The 26,258-nt window shown below is 42.7% G+C and carries 12 protein-coding genes and 1 tRNA gene; 3 read left to right on the top strand and 10 right to left on the bottom strand.

Going from position 1 to position 26,258, the window contains the following annotated elements; translation table 11 throughout:
• Nucleotides 1-10: 10 nt before the first annotated feature.
• The 5 genes from tolQ to A359_RS02625 all read right to left on the bottom strand — a co-directional run bounded on the left by tolQ (nt 11) and on the right by A359_RS02625 (nt 7,781).
• Nucleotides 11-697 (bottom strand): Tol-Pal system protein TolQ, encoded by a 687-nt coding sequence (gene tolQ, locus A359_RS02645; protein ID WP_014888316.1) that lies wholly within the window; start codon nt 695-697, stop codon nt 11-13.
• A 1,275-nt stretch (nt 698-1,972) separates the two neighbouring features.
• The gene (locus A359_RS02640) at nt 1,973-3,157 is read right to left on the bottom strand and encodes an FAD-dependent monooxygenase (RefSeq protein ID WP_014888315.1); all 1,185 of its coding nucleotides are present in this window, start codon (nt 3,155-3,157) and stop codon (nt 1,973-1,975) included.
• A 1,350-nt stretch (nt 3,158-4,507) separates the two neighbouring features.
• The gene (gene purK / locus A359_RS02635; RefSeq protein WP_014888314.1) at nt 4,508-5,578 is read right to left on the bottom strand and encodes a 5-(carboxyamino)imidazole ribonucleotide synthase; all 1,071 of its coding nucleotides are present in this window, start codon (nt 5,576-5,578) and stop codon (nt 4,508-4,510) included.
• Complete coding sequence (gene purE / locus A359_RS02630) at nt 5,575-6,084, bottom strand: 5-(carboxyamino)imidazole ribonucleotide mutase (protein WP_014888313.1); 510 nt, start codon at nt 6,082-6,084, stop codon at nt 5,575-5,577. Before purE ends, purK begins: the two co-directional genes overlap by 4 nt.
• 977 nt (nt 6,085-7,061) lie before the next feature.
• Entirely contained in the window at nt 7,062-7,781 is a 720-nt protein-coding gene (locus A359_RS02625) for a UDP-2,3-diacylglucosamine diphosphatase (protein WP_014888311.1), read from the bottom strand.
• Nucleotides 7,782-8,717: 936 nt separating this feature from the next.
• Here A359_RS02625 and cysS point away from each other — a divergent pair.
• Complete coding sequence (gene cysS / locus A359_RS02620) at nt 8,718-10,109, top strand: cysteine--tRNA ligase (RefSeq protein WP_014888310.1); 1,392 nt, start codon at nt 8,718-8,720, stop codon at nt 10,107-10,109.
• 255 nt (nt 10,110-10,364) lie between these two features.
• On the opposite strand, the gene folD is transcribed toward cysS, so the two are convergent.
• Entirely contained in the window at nt 10,365-11,243 is an 879-nt protein-coding gene (folD, locus tag A359_RS02615) for a bifunctional methylenetetrahydrofolate dehydrogenase/methenyltetrahydrofolate cyclohydrolase FolD (protein ID WP_014888309.1), read from the bottom strand.
• A gap of 184 nt (nt 11,244-11,427) precedes the next feature.
• On the opposite strand from folD, the gene A359_RS02610 reads away from it, so the two are divergent.
• Nucleotides 11,428-11,504 (top strand) — tRNA-Arg (locus tag A359_RS02610).
• Between the two features lie 3,273 nt (nt 11,505-14,777).
• On the opposite strand, the gene priC is transcribed toward A359_RS02610, so the two are convergent.
• Entirely contained in the window at nt 14,778-15,326 is a 549-nt protein-coding gene (gene priC, locus A359_RS02600) for a primosomal replication protein PriC (protein WP_160142730.1), read from the bottom strand.
• A 591-nt stretch (nt 15,327-15,917) separates the two neighbouring features.
• Between priC and dnaX the strand changes: the two genes are divergently transcribed.
• A complete protein-coding gene (dnaX, locus tag A359_RS04235) occupies nt 15,918-18,380 on the top strand; it encodes a DNA polymerase III subunit gamma/tau (RefSeq protein WP_014888306.1) in 2,463 nt (820 codons plus the stop codon).
• Nucleotides 18,381-21,441: 3,061 nt separating this feature from the next.
• Here the strand turns inward: dnaX and adk are convergent.
• From adk to A359_RS02575, 3 genes are all read right to left on the bottom strand, one after another.
• The gene (gene adk, locus A359_RS02585; RefSeq protein WP_014888304.1) at nt 21,442-22,080 is read right to left on the bottom strand and encodes an adenylate kinase; all 639 of its coding nucleotides are present in this window, start codon (nt 22,078-22,080) and stop codon (nt 21,442-21,444) included.
• Nucleotides 22,081-22,294: 214 nt separating this feature from the next.
• Nucleotides 22,295-24,187 (bottom strand): molecular chaperone HtpG, encoded by a 1,893-nt coding sequence (gene htpG, locus A359_RS02580; RefSeq protein ID WP_014888303.1) that lies wholly within the window; start codon nt 24,185-24,187, stop codon nt 22,295-22,297.
• Nucleotides 24,188-25,473: 1,286 nt separating this feature from the next.
• A complete protein-coding gene (locus tag A359_RS02575; protein ID WP_014888302.1) occupies nt 25,474-26,043 on the bottom strand; it encodes a UbiX family flavin prenyltransferase in 570 nt (189 codons plus the stop codon).
• Nucleotides 26,044-26,258 lie beyond the last annotated feature (215 nt).

The following is a 26,258-nucleotide window of genomic DNA, read 5'->3' as shown; positions in this document are numbered from 1 at the left end:
TATTTCCTGCTTATTTGGGGCTATCGCCGGCGAACGCCTGACGGTGCAGGATAGCGATAAATTCTTCTGTAAAGTTATCGTACCTCTGTGCAATCTTATTGACCCGAAGGGTCAGGTGATTAGAGCCTATGACTGCGGGAATGGCTGTGAACAGACCGATGGTCGTAGCGATCAGTGCTTCAGCTATTCCAGGCGCTATCATCTGCAGCGTGGCCTGCTTGACACCGCCTAGCCCAACAAAAGCATTCATAATGCCCCACACTGTACCGAAAAGACCGACATATGGACTGATGGAACCGATCGTGCCGAGAAATGAAACATGAGTTTCCAAAGCTTCTACTTCACGATTCATGGATATACGCATGGCACGGGAGGCGCCCTTTACCACCGATGAGGAGGCCCTGCTATTCGCACGATGCAGGCGTGCAAACTCCTTAAAGCCAGAGTAAAAAATCCGCTCCAAGCCGCTTAAATTGTCCCGGCGCGTCAGGCTTTCCTGATACAAGCGGGACAATTCGATGCCAGACCAGAATTTATCTTCAAAGGTTACTGATTCACGTGTGGCAGAGACAAGAACACGCCAACGCTGCATAATAATCGCCCAGGAAACGATAGAAAAAAAAATTAAAATGAGTATAACGCATTTTACTAAAAAGCCTGCTTTTAGAAAAAGATCAAAGAGGTTCATATCAGTCACTGCTTGTGCTCCGAAACAAAAGAAGAATGAACGTGCACAGACCATTAGAAACACGTCACACCGGGTCTAATGATGAGATAATAAAAACAGTGTTTATTATACGAAAGACAGTTTCTATTGGAAATGTATTACCCGAGGAGTAGATGAAATATTTTTAGGTAGTTTACGTCACAAACGGTTTTATTAGGCACTCGGGCTATTGTGACGAAATGCAGTCGGTTTTTTACTCTTAACACATTAATTAAATTACGCTTTTTACTCTTAACGTCGATCATTTACTGGCGTAGCATAATCATTCCGATGTAGGGGACTGCCTATAAGTACTGCGCGCAGGAATATAGCTGCTGTATGTAGCAGATGTCGCTAATCACTGACTGTTTTTTCTGGGAATACAAGTGCCTTCTGGGTGCTTATGTTTAACTATGTGGTGATGGCTCCAAGCCGGGCCTTCGGGCTGTTCGGCAAGGAGGTGCAGAGATTATTCCGTGCATCACACTCTCTACCATCAGATAGAGCTGATGGCATTTTTTGCGTTGCTCGATATTCTAGTTCTAGATGTTGAAGGTTTTTTTATAACAATCATTGAAGATTTTTTATCTATGAGATAACAGTGAAACTGCGTTATCTATTGATATGTTTATGATGTAATAGAGTTTATTGCTTCTCTTTCTAAATCAGGGATCCTGTAAGTATCCTAGCGTTAGCGAGATCAACTGTAAGCATAGGACTAAAAACTACTTTAGCTTCCTTCGTCATAAGTTGAAATGCCCATTGTATGCTTAGCACTATGATGATTGTCTGATGTGAGTAGTAAAATTATGCCCAATCATGCAAGAGCAGTTATCTATTTTTATGTAGCAATAGCCGACGTATTTATCAATTCTATTGATTTCTTTTAAAGGGTCGCGCTGCTTTAAGAGAGTTTATAAGTCAATAGAGGAGTAGAGCAGATAACGTCACGGTGCTGTTGAGACATGACGACTATTTATTAACATGAAGCTCATGAGTTGAGCTGTTAATTTACTAACAAGGAATGTTTTTTCAAAAAAAACTTAGTTATAGTGAGACAAGACCATTGCATGTAATGCACGACCTCATCACGCATGCCACGTTTTTATTAATCACCAGTTAATCAGCGAGATAAAATAAAATGAAAACGCTTGGAAATAAAATAAATTTTTATCGTTTACCGTGAGGCATCATGGAGTTTGCTTTTGCAAAATATATCTTTAAAGGTGTGCAATACGGCGTCAGAAACACTTTATAGGCAGGTGTTCATATTCCCATCGCGTAACGTAATAGCCACTGCTTAAACTTAGGTGTGCGCTGAACGAGCATTAGGCCGAGATTTCGCGCAATCTTGATGGGCGGCAAATCATTACTAAATACCGCATAAAACGTATCTATACTAGCTTGCATCATGAAATTATGGCCACGGCGCTGTTGCTGATAACGTTGTAATATTGGAAGCGTATCCCAGGGCTCGCCATGATTTCGAGCGTCAATTAATACCTCTGCTAAAGCCTGAGCATCACGCAACCCGAGATTGGCTCCTTGTCCGGCCAGTGGATTCAGAGTGTGCGCAGCATCCCCGATCAGCGCCAGCCCTGGCTTGACATATTCCCTGGCATGTCGGCGTGTCAGGGGAAATGATGCCGAATTATGTAGCGTAAACTCCCCGAGCCGATAGGGAAAGGCCTCCCGCACTTCTTTCGTTAGCAACGGCCGAGAGAGTGTTTCTAGTTGACGAATACGTGAAGCCTTGTCATACCATACAAGAGACGCCCATCTACCATAGAGCGGCAAAAATGCGCGCGGCCCGGAAGCATGCACAGCTTGCCAGGCGACATCCTTTTTTGGATCTAGAGTTTCTACATTGAGAAGAAGACAGGATTGCCGGTACTGCCAGCCGCTAACTCCAATACATGCTTGCCGCCGTATCCAAGACTCTGACCCATCGGCGCCTACCAAGACTTGGCTAATAATGCTAGTGTTGTCACTAAGCGTCAAGCGCCAGTGCCCATCCTCATAAATCATGCTCTTGAGGGTGTCTGGGCAACGGAAGTCTAGTGTATCGCAGGTGGCAAATCCCTGCCAAAGCGCCCTCTGAAGTCTAGAGTTCTCTACAATAAAACCCAGCTCTGGAAGGTTTAAGGAGGCGGAATCAAACACAACTCGTGAGGACGGCCATTCCCAGGTTTCTAGTCGGCGGTATGGTGAGCAGAAACGATCACCAATACGTTGCCAGGCTTTGATACGGCGCAGTAGCGCTACTGAAGCACAGCTCATAGCCGACACGCGTAAATCAGGTGTCAACTCATCCGATAAGGATTCTGGAAGCCTTGAGTCAACAACCAGCACTCGAAATCTCGCCAAGGCTAAGGTCAAGGCAAGCGTCGCACCTACTATGCCGCTGCCACTCACGACTACCTCATAGCATGCTGTTTCAGTGCTTTTCATTATCAGCTAATCCCTATTGTTGTTATTTTTGTATATTCAGGCAGTGTAGAAAAATATAAACAGTTGGAAGATGTTAGCGGGTTACTCTTGTTAAAATTTGAAAGTTAATATTAGTTGCATTGAATGGTATTGTTGATACTCTAACAACGTAAGAGATTAAGCGCCATCGAAATTAGAACGTAGCATGGTATATAAAAATATCAACGTGGTGTTTTAGAAGCTTTCTAAATAACAGTCACATTTTCCATAGTATAAATTTTTAGGCAGGACATGTGTGTTATCTCAAGCGTATCAGCTACTCATGCATTCTAACTGCATGACTGTCGGTCACAGTGATTCATCGGGTAACTGAAAAGTCATGATAACATCATTCTTATTTAAGAAGACTGATACAAATGCAACTTCGCATCTAGAAATGTACGGCAGTGCAGAAGAGTTATTTTATGGAAGCAAGCGGTTGTAATCCCTTTACTTTTTTAGGCATAGTGACCGCCAAATGGATACTGATTATTCATGGCTGTGGTATTTTGATAAAATCAACACGCCACCAGATTACAAACTTTGTTTTCACATATTATGTGTATAGCAATTCTAAAGTTTAGAAGCATGGTTTCCATTATTTATGAAAAGCACCAACAACATCGCCTCTCTCTAACCGCGTGCAGGCAGAATGAGACTGGCATTAGTAAAAAAAGATCACCGCTTGTTTGCAGCGTGACAGACTTCTGTTATGCCCAGATAAGACTATAGTACTATAGCATCGATGATGTAGTAGGTGGGTGTGCTGTAGATGGCGGTTGGAGGGTCGGGGGAGGTAACGAATTTTTTCAATTACTGTACTCGATTGTTTTTATTAAGCATAGGAAATAGCTGCTGCATTGCATAATAACTGCGCCACAATATAGTATTTCATGCTTTATAAGCCCTGCTGGGTTTAATTAAGGCCATTGCAGTACCTATCAATTCCTCGTGCGAGTCTTTGAGGAATCTATTGTCGATAATGAAGACGATTATCATCGCTAATAGCTTTTTTATCATATCAATGATCTATAAGGCGTCGCTTTGTTTTATACCGCTCCAAGGGTTACGTTCCGATACACCTTTAATGATGTTCCAGAACACCTACCTTGCTGGCTATGCGCCTGTAGGCATGTTGACGAATGTATCGTTGCTTATCTTCTCATGTATAACGAACATTTTCGACATATGGTCCTTATGAAGACGGAGTCATAGCCCGAGCCCTGCCAGCAGGCTTAGAGAGCCGTTTAGTTGCTACGTCAGCTCGCATGTCATCCGCAAGGTGTAGATGTATTATCAATCGTTCGCAGAAAGAGAGAGCCACCTCTTGTTTCAACCTGTCTGCTTCTGCTTTGCCCAATAGACCCCAGGTTGATATTCTTTTGGTAGTAGTTTTGCTAATTTCTGCAGACTGCTGCTAAGTGTGATTCTATCAGGGTGGGTCAGGTTAACATGCCCGACTTTTCGTCCAGCGTATACTTCCTTATCATACCAGTGTAAATGTACTAATGGGTCTTCCAGCCAGGCGGTATTAATACCATTTCCTATGATATTTACCATGGCTGCAGGAGCGCTAACGACGGGTATAGGTAGCGGTAGTTCTAAAATAGCGCGCAAATGTAGTTCAAATTGACTGATAGAGGCACCATTTTGCGTCCAATGGCCACTGTTGTGCACCCGCGGAGCTAGTTCATTGATAATCAGCTTCTTTCCGACAATAAAGCATTCCATCGCCATCACACCGACATACTCAAGCTCATCTAAGATCCTGCTGAGCATGTTTTCTGCTTGCGTCTGCAGGCAGCTATCTTGTAAGGGAAACGCGACGCTGGCACGTAGAATGCCAGTTTGATGAAAATTATAGGTCAGAGGATAAAAGACTTGGGTGCCATCAGCAGACCGTGCGCCCACTAACGATACTTCCTCGTCAAAGTGAATACCTTTCTCGACGATGCAGTGGCCGTAGCAATCCTGTGGTAGGGTATCCTGCCACCCCGGCTTGATCTGCCATTGGCCGCGACCATCATAGCTACCTTCCCGACGCTTTACGATGGCTAGATCATCGAAGGAGATAAACACCTCCGGCCATTGATTATCCCTTATCAACAGCACCCAGGGGGCTGTTGATAAACATAGCTGATCTAGAAACTGTTTTTGCATAAGCCGATCAGCTAGCCTCGGAAAGATATGACGATTAATAAAATTAGGATGACGTGTTAATTTACGGGTGAGATCGGTTGCCGACCATTGCTCTATTTCATTAGTAATCACGGCGTTCCTGAAAGGAATGTCCGAGGGTGCGGCATCTATCCCAACCTGGCACACTGTAATACCCAGGGGCTCACCAGCTTGTCGTAGCATGCGACCTAGTTGACCCGTCCCAAGGACATAGACTGGCTTCATACCCCCCCCTGAGGATCTGAATGACTCAGTACCTCATTGGTTTGTCGGCGGCGCCACTGGCTTAAACGAATCGCTAATGGCGCGTCATGTAGGGCTAAAATCTGGGCACCTAGCAGGGCGGCGTTGGTAGCGCCGGCAGTACCGATGCCCAATGTGCCAACTGGAATACCGCACGGCATTTGCACAATGGAATAGAGACTATCTAGTCCCCCTAGCGCCCCGCTTTGCACGGGCACCCCCAGTACCGGCACTAGTGTTTTAGAGGCCAGCATGCCAGGCAAATGCGCGGCCCCGCCCGCCCCGGCAATAATGATTGCATAACCGTTCTCAGCAGCCGTCTCAGCAAAATAAAATAATTTATCAGGCGTACGGTGAGCTGAAATAATTTCTGCATCAAAGGAAACGTTTAGAGCTGTCAAAATTTCAGCAGCACATTGTAGCGTGCCCCAATCGCTTTGCGAACCCATGATAAGCGCGATTTTTTCCGTAGCTGGGTTACACTGCATAGTGTGTGTGTTCCTCCTATATTTAGGATCGTGTGATTTTGAAAGGCACTGATTAAATAAACTGATTATATGTGCTCGTTTTCGTTAACAGATTAATCAATGAAAAGTAAAATTATAAAGTTAGGTCATATGTAAGAAAGTCGAGGTTGAGATCATGAGCATATTCTCATACAGGCTTATGCCAGAATAGTTAGTTTATATATTATTTTTAACTTTAAATAATTATTTAATCTCGGACAATAGTGCGCTGCTATATTAATCTAATTAAATACAACAACATTGACAGCATTACGCATCATAAACAGTTAAAAATTTTTAATTAAAATAACAATTTATTATTTTCAATTGCATTGATGCATTTAAAGTCTCTCATGGTTTATAACTATCTGTGATCGATTAGGAAATATAAAGCACGAGAGTGCTTCTGCTGAACCTAATAATGAGTCTATCTAAAGGGTGTAGGCTGTATGTGTGTTCTGATCTTTAGAAGAATCGAGGGTATAGATCTAAGAGAAATGCCATGCTTTGATTGCACGGCTTTACGCATTAGTTTTTTCATGCGTCAATGCTCTGTCAATAAAAGACGAGTGAGTAGGTTGCCTGTAGAAAAGATATTAACCGTTACCTACCGCTCACTGTGGTCCTAGAAGAAGTTATAATGTTTCTCGATGCTGCTTGGGACTTAAACAGTAACTCTTAATGCTTAAGAGTTTAATAGTTGATGGCGATCGATAATAACTGCCAGTAGAGCCATTGTATTGTTTCGCGTGCAGAGAGTTGTGCAGGCCCTGCTCAATCAGGCGAGTGGTGTCCTGTTCATGCATGTATTCTCATCAAAAAACTATAAACATAGAACGACCTCTTCTTCCGATAAGCACTTATAGCTGGCAGGTTAATCAAGCGCTCTTTATAGAAAAGACAGTATACTGTATTCGTCGGTAGACATGAGGGGATTCAGTTTCTCAAGAAGAGAGCGCTCAGAACTGCAGAGGAAACTCATGCAGTGAGACGTATTCTCCCGTAACCTCAATAGCTACGCCTTGGTGGTACCACGCTCCAAGCACTGCGCGAAGGCGTCCCCCAGGCAAAACGTGAATAGCCGGTTGATGCGTATGGCCATGGATCATCACCATGGCGTCGGTATGCGCCATTACCGACATCACGGATTGTGCATTGACGTCCATGACGCTGGCAGTTTTTTTAGCATTAGCGAGTCGACTATTGGCGCGTATTTTTTTCGATATTTGTTTTCGCAGTCGCAATGGAAGCGCCAAAAAGAGTTTCTTCAACCAGTCTTGATGAAATATGCGGTGCAAACGCTGGTAGTTTTTATCGTCGGCGCACAAGGTGTCACCGTGCAATATTACTACTCGAACGCCGTGAACACATATAACTTGTGGTGCGGAAAGCAGTTTCATATCGGAAATTATAGCATATCGGTGGCCGAGCAGAAAATCACGATTACCGTGAATGAAATAGCAGGGAATGCCTTTCTGACCGAGTGCCTGTAGCGCGTTAGCGATCTCGTAATTCAGGGGATTGGTATCATCATCGCCTATCCAGACCTCAAACAAATCGCCAAGAATATACAATGCTTGAGCGGCGGTAGCGCGGGTACGTAAAAAATGTAGAAAACTGCCGGTAATGACCGGCGCTTGTATGTTAAGATGAATATCAGAGACAAATAGCGTTGACATGCTAGGTAGGTTGACCTCGCGATCCGTAAAGAGCTGATAAAAAGTTTTGCTGTACTATTTTTGAATCCCACTACGATGCTTTTAGTTTTATATTCCACATGGAGATCCTTCTTGACCTCGTCAAAGAAAGACGATTTCCAGTTGTCTGGATGCTGAAAAACACTCAGAAAGTCATTATTCACCACGTTCATGCAATGGAGTATGCCTTGCATGCTGTGAATCGTTTCTATACTTGACTGCTACCATAACGCGATTTTTTCGGGGTATAATGTGTTTTCACTAGTGTTCAGACAACTTTTTTCTCTCCCAGTAATAAATCAGATACCTTTTATGAATAAATTATTAATGGTGATATAAAAATCATTTATTTCATAAACAATCCTGCTAGGGATCATTGAAAGCATGTGCTAAATGGCTATTGAATTTTTTTAAAAGCCCCGAGAAAGTTATTGTCGTAACGAGTAGGAAAAATCGTCATATCGAATGTTCAGGCAGGTTGATAAGGTGCATGCATAAACAGTATTCGAGTCAAAGATATTTATAGCCCTCACGTTAGGATGGCCTGAGGGGGCTGACCGAGCCTTTCCTTAAAGCTCAACGATAGATAGCTCCGCATCAAGAAAAGGTGTTATGCATAACATGCCTACCCCATAATCGCTACGGCTGAAGAGTTAAATCAACGCTTTTAATACCCTTAGCTGATGCTTTAGTTGCAGCATATCGATGCATCTCTGCATATGCAGAGATGCAGTTAAACTCTATAAGATAATGATCACTCCAAGATGACAAGCATGTGCTACTTAAACTTCATAGCAGCACAGCATAATGTGTTTTGATTTGATACGGATGCTTTCTTTAATGCCTTGTTAGGTTTATTGACCTGGCACGCCAGGCTTCGCTACACTCGTTATTTAAAGACATATGGAATAATTTTTGATGCTAAAGATCTTTAACACTTTGACGCGCCAAAAAGAGGAATTTAAACCTATCGATGCCCTTAAAGTTGGCATTTATGTCTGCGGTATGACCGTATATGACCTATGCCATATTGGACATGGTCGCACTTTCGTTGCTTTTGATGTCGTTATCCGCTATCTGCGCTATCGCGGTTTTGATGTTAATTATGTCCGTAATATTACCGATATAGAAGATAACATTATCCGCCGTGCTGCTGAAAGCGGCGAGCCCTATCATGAGCTAACGAATCGCATGATTCGGGCGATGCATGCTGATTTCGACAAGCTAAATATTCTTCGTCCTAACCATGAGCCACGCGCTACTCAATATATAAATTCAATAATTGCACTAGTAGGGCAACTGCTCGATAGAGAACATGCGTATGTGGCGACTAACGGTGATGTGATGTTCTCTGTTCAGAGCCATAGCGCTTATGGATTATTGTCGAAGCAGGATCTAAGGCAGCTACAGGTTGGAGCTCGTGTTGATGTAACTGAAGCAAAACGCAACCCCATGGATTTTGTCATGTGGAAAATGTCGAAGCCCGATGAGCCCAGCTGGCCATCACCGTGGGGTGCTGGTCGTCCGGGGTGGCATATTGAATGTTCTGCGATTAATCTTCAACAGCTTGGGCATCATTTTGATATTCACGGCGGCGGATCGGACTTGATTTTCCCACATCATGAAAATGAAATAGCGCAGTCCACCTGCGCTTATGATGGTCCTTATGTTAATATTTGGATGCATACCGGGATGGTGATGGTGGATCGAGAAAAGATATCTAAATCGCGCAGCAACTTTTTTACAGTGCGTGACGTTCTTCACTCTTATGATGCGGAAACAGTGCGATATTTTCTGATGTCCGGGCATTACCGTAGTCCGCTTCATTATAGCGAAGAAAGTTTGATGCAATCTCGGTCTGCGCTTGAGCGGCTTTATACCGCTTTGCGCGGCACGCATTGTGCAACCGTGCCCTCCTATGGAGAAAAATTTGCAGCGAAGTTTGCCGAGGCCATGGATGATGACTTCAATACCCCAGAAGCCTACTCAGTCTTGTTTGATCTTGCCCGAGAAGTAAACCGCCTAAAAAACACGAAGCCGATGGTCGCCCATGGGATGGCGGGAATTTTACGCCAGTTAGCTGGCGTGCTAGGGCTGCTCGGTCAAGATCCGGATATCTTTCTCCAGCAGCGGGGAGGTGCTAGCGGCTCCCCGTCTGTAAGTGCTGAAATCGCACTCTTAATCCAGAAGCGCAATCATGCACGTAAATCGCGGCAATGGGCATTGGCGGATGACATTCGCGACAGACTAACTGCACGGGGCATTGTATTAGAAGACGGCTATGAGGGTACGACCTGGCGCCGAGGTTAACCCCCCCTAAAACGCTGTTAGATCAAAACCGGGTAGTAGAGAGATGTGTTATCTCCTGGGTGCTCTTCCGCCTCCAGCTCACAGCGTTCATATTAGAGCGTCTTGGGGTGCCTTCTTGCAGTTTACAGTCATACAAATTGTTAGCTTTATGTATTACTAGCTTACTGATCTTGCAGGGCTTTTATCTTCCGCCAATCTTTAAAAGATTGTATGACTTAAGAAGAGAGAGGGGGCTCTTTAAAAAAGCAGACATTTTTATAATAAGGTCTTCTGTGTTGACGTATCGTGATAATCCTCACAGGCCTGCAAGGTATTCTGAATGAGTGTGGCAACCGTCATTGGGCCTACCCCGCCGGGTACCGGCGTAATGTACGCCGCACGCTTAGAAGCGCTAGCATAATCCACGTCACCGACTACTTTACCGCTATCTAAACGATTAATCCCGACATCCATGACTACTGCTCCAGGTTTAATGCCCTCACCAAGAATAAAACCAGCCTTGCCTACTGCCACTACTAGTAGATCGGCGTTTGCAATATGACGCCCTAAATCACGCGTGAACCGGTGTGTGATAGTTACGGTACAGCCTGCCAGCAACAGCTCAAGACTCATGGGTCGTCCGACGATATTCGATGCGCCGACCACGACAGCATTGAGGCCAAAGGTATCGATGCGATAACGCGTAAGCAGCGTCAAAATACCACGCGGTGTACAGGGTCGCAGTAACGGTGCGCGTTGACATAGCCGGCCGATATTATAGGGATGGAAGCCATCTACGTCTTTATCCGGCGCTATGAGCTCTAGCACGCCAATATTATTAATTCCCTCCGGAAGTGGCAGTTGCACTAAAATGCCATCTATGCGGTGGTCAGAGTTTAGCTGATTAATCAGGGCTAGTAATTCCATCTCCGTAACTGTGCTCGGAAGATTATGAAATAAAGAGAGAAAGCCAACGTCCTCACAAGCCTTACGCTTGCTGGCAACATAAATTTGCGAGGCGGGATCAGCGCCTACTAGTACTACCGCCAGTCCCGGTGGTCGCTTACCTGCCTCGAGGCGTTTTTGTACCCGCCTTGCCACTTCATCCCTGACTTGCTGAGCAATAGCCGTACCATCAATTATTTTTGCTACCATCTGAATAGGACATCCATTGTTGCAATTACCCTGAAGGGGCTATTTTGTCAGAAGAGCGTTCCGCTGTCAGGTGCAGAATGTATCCTAATCTTGTATTCGTAAAAGAATCGACAGAAAGAACATTGACTGAAATACTGATCTCAGTATAATGCAATATCAATGTAAGATTGCAGCTATTGCGTTTGCGCCCTTAGCTCAGTTGGATAGAGCAACGGCCTTCTAAGCCGTAGGTTACAGGTTCGAATCCTGTAGGGCGTACCAATTTGGTCAATCACTTTTGATGATGATTACAAAATTTATTTAACAACTGGTTGTATGAAAATGCAAATCCGTTGTTCTATATATCAACTGTATGCGGTTTGCTTTATCTGGAGGTAGTTATGAAACATGTTCAGATAAAAAATCTATCGTTCGGCAATGCATCCGCCGTTCAGAACTTCTAAAAGCTTAGTTCAGGAACGTGCGATTGAGACTATAACTACAGTACCTGCTACCTACGCAGAACGGTAGGTTAGAAAATTCATTTAATCAAAAGTGTGTATATTGTTGCCTCTAATGCTATTTCTTTATTTATTTTCTTAGCTTTGCTAGCGTAAAGTGCAGAATTAATGTTCTTTGATCATACTAGACCTGCGAAAAGAGAGGTGGGATATGCTCCTTTCCGATAGAAATTATGCTAGTAGCATGTACTCTACAGTTCTCTATATTTCCTGTAATAAAATTAGACTTATCCGAGTATTATAATAACCTTTTTGACAATATGTGTGATACACGTTACTTGCATAACGCTTTGTTGGGAAATGTAAAGATTGAGCATTCGTCTTAAACTTGCTCGAAAGATTAGTTAGATTAACCCTACTATTTTAAATAGGCTATCATTTATTATAGGTATGCAGTATAGCTGAAGATAGATCAAAAAACTTCTCAGTGGTTATGTGGGCTGTATAACTATAATGCGATAGGCATATTAGCCAATGGTGATATCAGCAGTACTGCACTAACTGATACACATCAGCCTGCCTAAGAGAGATATCTATATCAGCATTACATCTTTATAATTATTCGCGAAACATGCGTGTAGCACGCTCGAAAACGCACACCCCTCTCTAGGGCTTACATTAAATTTAAAATAATAACTTATCAGAAAAAGTAGCGCAACTATCATAAAGAACTATATAAACTATTGTTCTTACGTGAGTAAGTAAATATAGATGCATTACATAAGTAGAAGATCATGCAGAACCATAAAAGAGCAGGAAATCATTAGGTGCAGCATCCGCATCTCAAAAAGCTGCGGTCCTGAGGATACAAGCATTGTTGAAAAAAGTTATAACACTATGAAAGATATTATATTTTTAATTTAAATATACTATAGATGTATTGTTAAAGAAAAGACTGTAAAAGTTTTTTAAATAAAATTTAAGCATCAAGATATCGATCTTACTTATATATATTTTCCTCAATAAAAAAGCCTATGCTGTCTTGTTGTGCGTTGATCCCTGTCGGGTAACCTAAAATCATTAAGTAACACCTTATGGGCGGCATTACGGGTCTGATGTTATCAATATCTTTACTATACAGCGCATAGTGTGTGCGAAGAAAGTACGCGTGTTCAAAAAAATAATTACAATTATTAATAAATATACATAATTATATATTGATGCTCTCCTATGCAAAATTAGCCCTGGTTTTTCTGCTTATTAGCCTGGTCTTCTTTATATTACTGTCGGTTTATGTAAAGTATGTTCGGTTTTCTTCTGTTCGATAAATTAGAACAGCGCCTTTATATGCAGCGCGTGCGTTATCTTGAGATGTTATTAGGCTAGATGCGATGTGTTGATCTTTATACTGCTGATTTTTAACCACTTATTTAAAAACCTTAAGCCTTTTAAGAATAGAAGAGGTCATTTCATAACGCTGTGATATTTTCTTCTTATGCGAAAAGTCTTAGCTTGCTTTTGTAGAAAAGCACAGTTTAGTTGTGATTTCTTTACAATAACAGACGTTAAAATACAATCAATCAATGATTGAAATACATTCAATAAAAAACTTATTATCCATACTATTCTTTATGCTCTGTTAATTATTGTATCCGCGCTAAAGAGCAGATGTCTGGACCTTCTAAGCAAAGCTGCGGTCTATATATATAGTTAACAGGTAGCGGTGCTCTTGATGTCTTGAGCGCCAAACTTTATTCTAGAGAAAGCGTATCATAAAGAAGATATGTTTTTAATTTAACACTTTTTCATCAATGAGCGGTATTGAAATGAATACGGTAAGATGCGTCAAAGTTGACCATGGTGATTCGGAACCGGCTGAATGATGCGGTATCTACTCAGACTCGAGATAGGGTATCGCCGTGCTAATATATTTAATGCGTGCTCAACTATATGCCTCGTATGCTACAGAGAAGAGTGATTGCATTGTTAAACTGATGGCACTTCCGCCAAGGGTTAAAAGGTTATTTTTTATTGCCAAATAATATCCAAAGATTATTTCTATTAGTATATAAACATTAACATGCAGTGAAATCATTCCCTAGATGATTAAGAGAGTAGTTACCGGCTCACGTCTGGTGAAGTCAGCTAAAATAACTTACAGTCTCGTGGTGACGAATGAGTCATTTTTCTTTCGCACTATCTAAAGGAGATATGGTAAAATATGCACTGTTTCTTTTTTAGATGCTTCGCATAATAGCACCGTCGATGTATAGACGGTCCGTAGTTTGATAAAAAACTCCCTGGTGAAGCCGAACGCTGGCTGATATGACGTGGCTTAGGAGAAGTGTTACTGGTATCATTTTCTACTAGGTAATATTTAGCACCCCGTTTCTTCAAGGGGTAATAAATATTACCTAGATGTGAATATGTGCGTAGCTGCTGTATTGAGAGTGACTTTTAAGCGGGTGCTGTAGTCAAAACACCTGAGAAAGAACGTAGGTTATCAAAGGCAATCAGTAGAAAACTGCTACATAATTTTTTCAATCTTCATTCCTGATCCGCTTAGCTTTTGCATCGTAGAGGCTAAGGCTAAGGCTAAGGCTAAGGCTAAGGCTTAGACTAAGACGAAGCATTGTGCTAGCAATAACTATTTTTTGTACATTGCCTGCACTGGATAAAGCTGTTAAGAAGCCAAAATATGGCCAGCATCAACTTAAAACATCCTTTTTTAGATGGAAGATTGTTAAAAATTTTCTTTTTATTTAATAACATCATGTTGCTTATAATCCTGATATTAATCAGATAGAAAATATATCCTGAACACTTTAATGTTGTGCCCAGGAAGAAGCAGAACAGGTTAAATTGGGGCATTCGACTTACAAAAGTAATGCTTTTGACGATTTCTGACAGCGCCAGAGCTCGCTTCGTTGCAACATGAATTTTCTCTAGCATCATCATAAAAATTGACCGATATTGCGTATTTAAAAAAAGCATTTCCTAATATTACCTGGTGCGCCTACTCCAGGCAGGCATGAATCCTTATTTATAGAAGATATCGTGAACACATTAACAAATGAGTGAAACTCTCTTATGCCTACTGCGAAGTAAGGCATTCGTCTTCCTGTTCTTGGCGCTCTATCTGGTATTCAACACGAGTCAATGCTTCTTGGCAACGCTGTAATCGGCCTCCCAGCGCAGCGATTTCTTTTTGTAGTCGGCACGCGTTCACGTGATCGTTTTCAGTAGAGCATAGGCTATAGCGATCTCGGATCATGGCCTGTAGCCGCCTCTCGTAATTTTGATGTTTCGCCAGGAGGGCATAAATATCTTCCTCCGCATCAGAGGAGGGGTTTTGGGATATATTGTTTAGAGTCAGTTGTCGGGAAAGAGCCGACATTTGATCAATTAGCCGCTGCGATAGCCACCTAACACGATCGGCTTGCCCTATTTCCACAGCTCTGGACAAACGTGAAAGCGTTGTACGGCTCTCGGACATATAATCACTCAGGCGGTTGCTACGGGTGGCAAATAGAAGATGATCAAAACATGATTTTTTTGCAACATGTTGCCCCTGGGTTTCGAGGCGTATGCCTAGATTGTTAAGGTGGGCACTAAGAACGGTAAGCAGTTGAAATGCGCGCACGCTATTTGCCTTTAAAGCTGTCATATATAAAAGAAGAGTAGAATGCGATCATGCGCTTATACGTGTTGAATAATAGAAAGGATGTTATTGTTATGATGCGTTAGCAGAGCATGTTTATCGTCTTAGGTGTACTTTTCATTAGTTTAGAATTTTAAAAGATGTCTTGAGACACACTTAAAAGCATTAGCGCTATGGTCTCAAGGTATAACAATAGTTGATTTAAGCAATTTGAACATACCCTGTTATTTTTCATAATGTCAATATGTACGTGTGCATGACAAGCACGCAGTATGCTTTAAGTTAATATTTAACTCGTTAGCAATAACGCCTCGGCGATGCACTATCTGCTTACCACCGCGGTATAATCAGTGCCAAGGGGCATCTTATGCAACAATTTTATGCGATATATCAGGACAGCAGCACACATTATCTCTCTAGTAACCCTCAGAGCCAAAATATTCTTTAACACTATTGATGTAAGGAGCGACACCTGGGAGAGGCGGGCCTTGCTCACTGATGAAAACAGTCTCGCGCTGTTGCGTGCTGCTATGTTAAGATTATTTTCTATCCTTTCCACGTAAACGATGATTCATGAGCTACCAGGTGCTTGCCAGAAAGTGGCGTCCACAAATATTTGCCGATGTAGTAGGCCAGGAGCATGTCCTGACGGCACTAGAAAATGGCTTATCATTAGGCAGGATTCATCATGCTTATTTACTATCTGGCATCCGAGGCGTGGGTAAAACCACCATTGCTCGTCTCCTAGCAAAAGGGCTGAATTGCAAAACCGCTATTACTTCTAAACCCTGCGGACATTGCGATAATTGCCGTGAAATTGAGCAAGGTCGATTTGTTGATCTGATTGAAATAGATGCTGCCTCGCGCACAAAAGTTGAAGATACGCGCGAACTTCTAGATAACGTACAGTATGCCCCTGCATGTGGTCGATTTAAGCTGTATTTGATTGATGAAGTACACATGTTATCCCGCCATAGTTTTAACGCTCTTCTGAAAACTCTGGAGGAGCCCCCTGAACACGTGAAATTTTTATTAGCTACAACCGATCCAAAAAAACTGCCCGCAACAGTGCTTTCTCGCTGCTTACAATTTCATTTAAAGGCACTTAAGGTCGAGCAAATCCGAGGTCAGCTTGCAAAGGTATTGCAGCAGGAGGATATTGCTGCAGCGCCTCGCGCGCTGCAGCTGCTGGCCCGGGCGGCAACTGGCAGCATGCGTGATGCTTTAAGTTTAGCTGATCAGGCTATTGCCATGGGGAAGGGCGAGATCAGCGATCAGGTGGTCAGTCTGATGCTCGGAACGCTTAATACCGAGCAGCCACTGGCGCTTATCGAAGCGCTGGCGAATGCTGACGGCGTTGCGATCATGTCTCAACTTGCACAATGTGCTGCCCGAGGTATGGATTGGGATGCTCTTCTGCTGGAAATACTCAATTTACTACACCGTCTTGCAATAGCACAGTTATTACCCGGACAATTAAATGATGAGTCAGACCCTGACATTTTATTACGGTTACGAGCATTAGCCTCTCAACTGACTGCGACTGATTTGCAGTTGTATTACCAAATTATGTTGATAGGGAGAAAAGACCTTCCTTTTGTGCCAGATCCGATGATGGGGGTTGAAATGGCGCTACTCCGTGCACTAGCTTTTCATCCCACTGCAGTAGAGGTCGGCGATACAACACCAGCTAGTGTCGCGCTCTGCCAAAACGAGTCTTCTAACAGCGCGCCCAAAGATTACTTGAGGTCGCATACCGGAGTGCGCCTCGCTCCGATGGTTAAGGCTAGATCGCGAACCGCCCCCGGACTATCAACTTTTAAGGAGTCTAAAAAAATAACAGGCTCCTATGAGAAGGGGAGCAACCGGATCGCAGATACGGCATCTAGTAGCTCTTCTGGGAACGTTGCTATCGCCGAGCCTGTCGAGGAGGGTGAGCAGGAAAACAGACCTGCATTTGTGCACGCTGTTTATGAAAATAATCATGCTAGGGATTGCTGCTTATCTGAAGCCCCGACACAGAATATTGCTACTAGGCATTTTTCTGAACGGGCGGAAGCAGAATACCAGCAGGCTTCTGAGGATTCTCTAGACACGCGCAGGTTGACTGACCAGCATCTATTTTCTTTACCGAGTAGCAGCAAGCCATCCAAAAGGCACGTTACTACAATTAATAGCACGGATAAAAGCTTAATGGAGGGATACGTAAACAGCGGCGGTGATGATGATGAGGCTGCTCTGACTGGAAAGATAGGGCCGGGAACACTGAGGGACGCTAAGTTGCCAGCACCGTTCATTGGTGTCGATAGCTACCTGTTGGTAAATACGACACCGCAGCGCTTACAGACCCAAATCGGATTGTTACGACCTCAGGAGAGCAAACAAAAATCTAGACCGGAGTTTCCGAGCCAGAAAGAGGCCGTCCGTGCAGTAAAGCAACCGGAAGATATGGATGCAGGCGAGCAGTATAATCAGCAAAGCTTTAAGAGATCCAGGTCACCTAATAGGCCACTTTTGGATGCATACCGATGGCGCTCTAGTCAGAAGAATGCAGCAGTTACGCCGGTTCCGAGGGGCACCTTAAAAGGGCAGAATGTAAATCTGGAGCATAAAATAACCTCAGAATTGATGTTATGTCTTACGGAAGAATTGCAGAGACGCGATCACTGGGCAGCACAGGTGAATCGGTTAGCTTTGCCCCAACTGGCGCAACAGCTTGCACTGAATACCTGGAAAGAAGAGTTGGCCCCAGGTAAGTTCCGTCTACATTTGAAGACCTCGCAGCGCCATTTACACTCAGTTATGGCACAAAGTATCTTACGCAATGCACTCAGTGCAGATTTAGGCGTGCCAGTTGAATTAACTATAACAGAAGACAATAATTCAGCCATAAAAACCCCCACGGAATGGCATCAAGAGATCTATAAAGAGAAACTGATGCGTGCAAAGAAAGCGATGAGAACCGATGCACACATTCAAATGCTGAAGCAATTTTTTGACGCTGAGTTGGATGAAGACAGTATCCGACTAGTTTAACCAGAGCTGCGTCCCGTTAAAACGCTGCTAGAGTAGCTTTCTTCTACCACTAAAATAAAAAAATATGTGTATTAACGTTGAAATAATTTAATAAACTAGCACTTTTCAGTGAAAGACAATCTGTCCTTTAAAAATAAAGTTTCTAAAGATTAAGGTAAGTATTGTATCAAGAGATAGGCTAGTCTTAATCATTACTCAAAGAATTAAAAATACAATAGCGGTTATGTTTTAACCAATTCTAGTCGACTAGATGATACTGAACTACATCAATAAAGTTTCTGATTTAAAGTAACTGAAGTGAATCATGTTTTCATTATAACATGGTGCAGTACAGTGGGGCTTATTGAATGGAGAATAAACCGTATGATACGCTATCGGCTATCAGGTTCATTTTTTTTGATACTCTATGCGGATGCCGTTCTGCAACGCTTGACAGCGTCATCTCATTAAGGATTTTGACGATTACCATCGTTTTACTTGATTATGGGTTATCATCACCTGCCATTAGATGACTATTCAGATGTTTTTTATTGCAATAGCAACTTTAGCCAGTAAGTGCCTCGTTGGTGACCTACTTTTTAGGTCTTGTGATTACTCACTTAGATTTTATCTATAAACCTAGTGGTTACACCTATAGGATGATCTAGTTGTAGGCGGATCATCAGGTTGATTTTCTTTTATAATAGATCAGAATCATGACGATCATGCGTGTAGCGCAAGCGCTATGATACTGATGCGGTTCTTAGTGCCCAATTCCTTTGCTTTAAAAATCCCCAGAGGCTATGCATGCACAGAGCTGCGATACGATCACAGGATAAATTTTTATAGATTAACGTTATATATCGAGCTATCTATCTTTTCGATAATCTTTACTACTTATCCGGTTTTGCAAAACTACATTGCCGGATATCTTATTCTCTTTCATTCACAAAAGTTACGCTAATGCGACTAATGATTACATGGGAACATATATCGCTAGGTGACCGGTTACATGCCGATATGCATTATCTTTTCGCGATTATTGAGAATACCAGGCGGGTTAAACATTGCTTTTATTATTAGCGTGCGATTTAGTGATCGGGCTATCTGCATCGCATCGTAATTTTGCATGCTCTTCAGCAGAGATTACGTCTGTTTTGTAGCAGCAACTAGCGCCTGCCTGTTCTCAGAGCACTACGCTGCAGAGAGTCAGCAGATCAATAAATTGATTGCTTTTCAGCATTGTGCTTTAGAAAAGCTCTACTGTATACAAAATAATTTTTCTAATTTATACTATACTAGTATGAGCGACGCATGCCTTGTCTGGATTTAATTAAGCAGGCTAACTTCACATCCCGGTTAGCATAAGCTAACGATGTCTTCGTTATATGTTAATAATAGAATGTTGCTCTGTTTTAAGAAAAAGCAAGAGTTACTTATGCTATCTTAGCGAAGGTGAAAGACTGCTGAATCTACACCCTGAGCGTTATCACATGGCTGTCAAGCAGAGCAGTGGAGCCTCAGTGATGAGATTTCTAGTAAAGATTAGTAGATCACTATCAGAGCAGCTTGCTGAAAAGTGCTTTTTTAGTGCTAAAGCTTATTTTTTTAATCATCTGCATCTGCTTGAACATGACAGCAGGAAAAGGGATGAGGGGATGGTAATCGTAAAATAATTCACCACACTATGTTATAGTGATGTGGATTTTACTCTTAATAACGTGATATCACAGTCACTTTAATGGTATAATGCGAAATCGACAGTGTATTATCCTGACCCTACTTTTTAGGGTAAGATAAATAATAATCCCTATAGTCTCTTTGCGCATACAATACCCAGTGCAGTCAGCAACCAGACGTAAAGGCATAGGGAAATCCATCATCATAACAGTATAAGCTACGCGAGCATCTTCACATAGCGCGCATTGTCGTTGAGAGCGGTAATATAATACAACGATCTAGCGACGACATGTTCAAAGATATGTCGATTTTTTATTTGGATCTCTACCCAAGGCCTCTAAGTCATTAGCCGTACACCAGGACCACTCATCTGCACTCGAGTGACCGCCTGGGGATGGTAGCGCTTTCATTTTTTTCTTTGGAAGGCGCACTGGCTAGAGATTCAGCCTAAAGCGTTACTGAAAAGTCATTATCACCTGCTTTTCCGGATAATCTAGTCTTGAGCTCAGGGTTTCAGTCAAGGCCTGTCGGGTGGTGTCGCATCGCTGCGGCTAATCATCCTCCTCTTTAGTGTAGCTCTGTAGCATGTCGTGAAACGTGTTAGCGATATTGTAATTCAGTGCGACAATATATGCTAGATACGCCGCGTAATCGTCGCGAATAAATCTGATCTAAAAGTAAGGCCGCACGGCAGTGCTCGCTAATGCCCTGATAGAGTTTAGAGCTACTTTTGGCGCACGAAAAGGCGAGATAGCTCCGTAAAGCAGGAACTGTTCACAGTGCGTGAGGATTATGTATGACCCGCTTCTCGCTGAGCAATTCAGATAAATAGAGATTGACGGTCTTAGGATCAGGGGCTGATAAAGTTCCTAGATTAATTATTAATACGCTGTGTTGTTCTTACTTTATTGCAGGATCCTTATCCATCCTACCGTTTGTAGTGTTTTTTTAAAAATAATTTTATTGCTTCGATTGATTGAACTAATTAATCAGTTAAACATTAAAGCATGCATGCTAGACTTTGCGAAGCAACATCTCCTGAACTAAAATCTGTTCTTGTAGAATGACAATCTAGAGTAGAATTTGTGCTCTATTGCCCAATAGTAAGCTTTTTTAGATTTTACACTACTCATTGATAAAAATATAAACAGTTTTTAGAGTGGTGATTTTTACCTAACCAGCAGTCATTTACGTATATATGTTATTTGTTAGTGATTCTAAGCGGTAATATATATGAAAGCCTATTTAATCGTTTGGCATACTAGAGTGCGTTGTTTCAGTTTTAAAGATATTTAATAAAGACACCTAGGCAGTATGCAACTAGGCTAGCGCTTAGTTGCATATAGAGACGACGTTCTTGGGTCCTGAAAGATAGATTTAATAGTTCTTTTCTGTCAGTGCCCTAAAATGCGGTTAGCTGCGCGCTCACTTCTTTCACATTCCGAGTGGCATCGATAGTAACATAACGTATTTTCCCACTTTCTGCTTTTTGACGGTAATATGCAATCAAAGGTGCTGTCTGTTGATGGTATTCAGCTAGACGTATTCGCATAATGTGCTCCTTATCATCTTTTCGGCAGGATAAAGGCTCACCGGTAACATCATCTTTACCCTCATGTATGGAGGGGTTGAACATTACGTGATACACTCGACCTGAAGGAATATGAACCCGGCGACCTGTAATGCGATCGATAATTAGGGTATCCGGTACTATGAATTCTAGAACATAATCTACCGCTATACCGGCTGCTTCCATGGCATTCACCTGAGGAAGAGTGCGCGGAAACCCATCTAGCAAAAAACCATCTCTGCAATCATCTTGTTGAATTCGTGTCTGGATCAGCGAAATCACAATCGCGTCGCTTACGAGTTGTCCGGCATCCATTGAGATCTGGGCATACTGCCTGAGTTCGGTACTAACCTGCATTGCAGCACGTAGTATATCACCGCTGGAAATCTGTGGAATACCGTACTTCTTCATTATAAATTGCGCCTGAGTCCCCTTACCAGAGCCTGGAGGACCTAGCAGAATGATACGCATTTTTTAAAGCTCCTTTCAGACTCCCAAACTATGTGAAAGTTAAAAAGTAAACATTCAATGTGTTATCGCCCTTGGTAGTCTGAACCGCCACCCGAAGAGGGCATGCGGAAGCATCGATCGTACATTTAGCTATAGAGTAACGCGAGTCTAGCTTCATGTAGAAAAGTAGAGAGCAACACTGATTTTTTCTCAAGAAGGTTGTGCTATGCTATCGTCATGCTTTTAAAAGATGATTCATGCGTCGAATAAACTTATTAGGATCTTCAAGCGTACCACACTCAGCTAGCAACGCCTGGTCCAACAGTAGCTCTATCCATTCGCTGAATGTTTCGTCATCAGAGATATTAGCAGTACGTTTTACGAGCGCATTCTCCGGGTTCAGTTCAAAAATATACTTAATTTCTGGGGCTGTTTGCCCGGCGGACGCAAACAGTTTAGCCATTTGTGTTGTCATATCATTCGTGTCCGTGATAACAATAGCTGGGGTATCCGTTAAGCGATGAGTGAGCCGAACTTCTTTAATACGCTCGCCCAGGTATTTTTTCACACGTTCAACAAAAGGTTGAAGTGCTTTTTCGGCTTCTTTTTTTTCCTCTTGGTCCTTATCAGCTAGTTTATCCAGCTCCGGATCGGATTTGCTGACCGACTGAAAGCCTTTTCCGTCAAACTCTGTCAAATAGCTCATCATCCATTCATCAATACGATCGGAGAGCAGCAGCACTTCAATGCCTTTTTTACTCAGTAGCTCCAGATGGGGACTGCTCTTGGCAGAAGAATAGCTATCGGCGGTGATATAGTAAATTTTTTCTTGTCCTTTTTCTAATCGACCAACATATTCCTCTAGCGAGACGGTTTGTGTTTGACTATCGCTGTAGGTTGATGCGAAACGCAGTAGTTTGGCCACCACGTTACGGTTAGCAGAATCCTCCCCAACGCCTTCTTTCAGAAACAAACCGAACTCCTTCCAGAATGATTGATATTGTTTTGGGTCGTCTTTGGCCAGCTTTTCCAGCATCAATAAGGCCCGTTTAGTCAGAGCTGCTTTTAGATTGTGAGTAATACGGCTATCTTGTAAGATTTCTCTCGACACGTTCAGCGGAAGATTCTTGGAATCAATCAACCCCTTCATGAAACGTAGATAGTTCGGCATGAATTGTTCGGCATCATCCATAATGAAGACGCGTTGAACATAGAGTTTAAGCCCGTGTTTATGCTCGCGATGCCAGATATTCATAGGCGCCTTCGCCGGGAGATAAAGAAGACTGGTATATTCCTGCTGACCTTCGACACTGTTGTGGCTCCAACTTAACGGGTCACTGTAGTCATGTGAGAGATGTTTATAAAATTCCTTATATTCTTCATCGCTTATCTCTTTCTTTTTCCGAGTCCAAAGTGCCTGCGCTTTGTTGATTTTTTCCCAGGTTATTACTGGTTCATCGCTAACTTCTGCATCTATTTTAGTGGGTATCGCAATTTCGACCGGCAGTGCGATATGGTCTGAGTATTTTTGGATGATACTTTTAAGTCGGAACGCATCGAGGAATTCGTCCTCACACTTACGCAAATATAGAGTGATATCAGTCCCGCGGTCTGGCTTGATAATATCAGCAATGGTATAATCGCCCTCGCCAGCAGATTCCCAGAATACTCCCTCATCAGCATGCGCGCCAGCGGCTCGTGTCCGGACGGTAACTTTATCGGCCACGATAAACACGGAATAAAACCCCACGCCAAATTGACCGATAAGCGGATGCTCTTTGAGGTGATCGGATTTCATAGAGTCAAGGAAGGCTTTTGTGCCGGATTTAGCAATTGTTCCTAAGTTCTCGATGACTTCGGCGCGGCGCATGCCGATACCGTTATCGCTAAGTATAATCGTGCGTTTTTCTTTATTGAGAGCAATACGGAGGCGCAATTCGCTGTCTGTTTCGTATAAAGTTGGTTGCGACAGGGCTCGAAAACGAAGCTTATCCGCTGCATCAGATGCGTTGGAAACCAACTCTCGCAAAAAGATTTCTTTATTGGAATAAATAGAATTTATCATTAGATGAAGCAGGGACTTGACTTCTGACTGGAAGCCGCGAGTTTCTTGTCCTTTAATACTCATATTGCACCTCAATCCTAAATATGATTAAATAAATGGTTAACAACGAGAATGATTAATAAATGGGGTTAAGCGCAAGAGATTTCAAGCAGAAAGGCACTATCGTACTAACGACTCGCCCCAGACACGGGGCGATGATAGGTATGTGATGAGGTGATACTCTCGCTTCTAGCGTGCTAGAAGCGATAAAAAAGTAGGTAATAGCATCTTTATGTGCATGGATTTCCGATGGCTTCGTTGTATAAATTATAATATTCGGCACAAGCATCGGAAAAGTGCATTGAAGTGATGTTCACGCATACTCTTTACAGAATAGTTAAGGTGTAAAATGACTCACGATCCCATATGTAGGTAGCTAAGGTCTAAAATAACTAGGGGCTCTCATAGTATGAACGCATTCGGCAGTAATCTCTTCCGATTCAATTATAAAAATATAACGGTTTTCGCTTATATTTTAGGGCTGTTCTGTACGCATAACATGAGTCAGGATATTAAATATTAGCATAAAAATTAAAATTACGTGCAATCACTTATTGGGTCACGGATAGCGCTGCCTTAAAAGTTTGGTTCAGGTTAATAGATAGCCTCCGGCACCATGGACTAAAGATATGTAGCAAAGCATTATTGTAAGAAGCGCAATCTTCTAGTAGATAGCACGACACATGCAAGTGCCTATCTCTGTCGTTTATGTATTTTTCGGGAGTGCGCTTGATACACTGCCGCTCACGGATTTTTATCAAGAAATTTTATCAGACCATCCGGGTAACAGCATCCACCGTATTTAAAATACCTCCGTTTGTGTATAGGAATCAAATCAAGAGCCATTTCTGCTGTGAAGCAGAGAGATTGTAGTGTGTAATCTTGATTAAGGTTTTCTTATTCGTCTTATAACGCGCTTTCAACTTAGCTTCTGAATAAGGTCATGTTTCCTGAAAAATCGTGGCTAACTATTGCCGAATATCTGGCTGAAATTAGCATATGAAAAATTAAAGCATTTCTAGCGTTAGGAGAAATGGAGGTCGCATGATTATGCTGTTGCAGTAAGAAAAGGTAAAATAAAGGGGGTCCTAGTATTAAACTGTTGTCAGTTTATTAAGTAGTCCACATCGCTTCAACCTACCTGCGCCTACGAAGACCCTTGCTAGCAACTAATGCGTCAAAAACATGCTGCTTTGTTCAACACATCCACCTGCACGTTCAGTTAACTCAGCATATTAAGCATGATTGATTTTATCATAAACAGTGATTAATGACTTGTTGCATATGACATTAATGTTTGGCTACAGGTGTTAGCCGTCTTTCCACCTTTGAAAAAGATCTTTCGGTAGGACAAGATCGAATTGGTCTAGCACTCGATTTATCGTTTGGTCGATAAGCTCACTGATCTGTGCAGGCTTATGATAAAAGGCAGGAACCGGGGGCATGATGAGCGCGCCGAGCTCAGCTGCTAAGGTCATCAGGCGTAAGTGACCCAAATGCAGTGGTGTTTCTCGTACGCCTAGCACCAATCGTCGCCGTTCTTTTAGCACTACATCGGCCGCGCGCGTTAGTAGCCCATCGCTGTAACTATTAACGATACCCGAGAGGGTTTTTATGGAGCAGGGAAGAATGATCATGCCAAGAGTTTTAAATGCACCAGAGCTGATGCTAGCGGCAATGTCTTGAGGGTCATGAACTGCAGATGCTAGTGCCTGCACTTCGTGTAAGCTGTACGCTGTCTCCAGGGTTAAGGTTTGCTGCGCTGCCGAGCTCATGACCAGATGGGTTTCAAGCGCGGGTAGTGCGCTCAATACTTGTAGCAGTCGTACCCCATACAGGGCGCCGCTGGCGCCACTTATACCGACAATCAGACGTTTCATTGATCGAATCCCGTGAATAGGAAAACTATAAACAACCAGTGTGGTTGACCGGAATAGTGCTTGCCAATTATTGTAAAAAAGCGGGTCCCGCGGCAGAGCTTAGTGCATCGAGATGTCAAAAATGACATAAATAAAAAACGATCCCCCTCCTTAGTTGGGCATGGCAAACATTCATGGGGGCGCATTACTGCCAGACATATGCGGAAAAGCATCTT

Source organism: secondary endosymbiont of Ctenarytaina eucalypti (genome assembly GCF_000287335.1).
Classification (GTDB): Bacteria; Pseudomonadota; Gammaproteobacteria; order Enterobacterales; family Enterobacteriaceae.
Note: the sequence above shows the minus strand (reverse complement) of the source record. Positions and strands in the feature narration are given on the sequence as shown.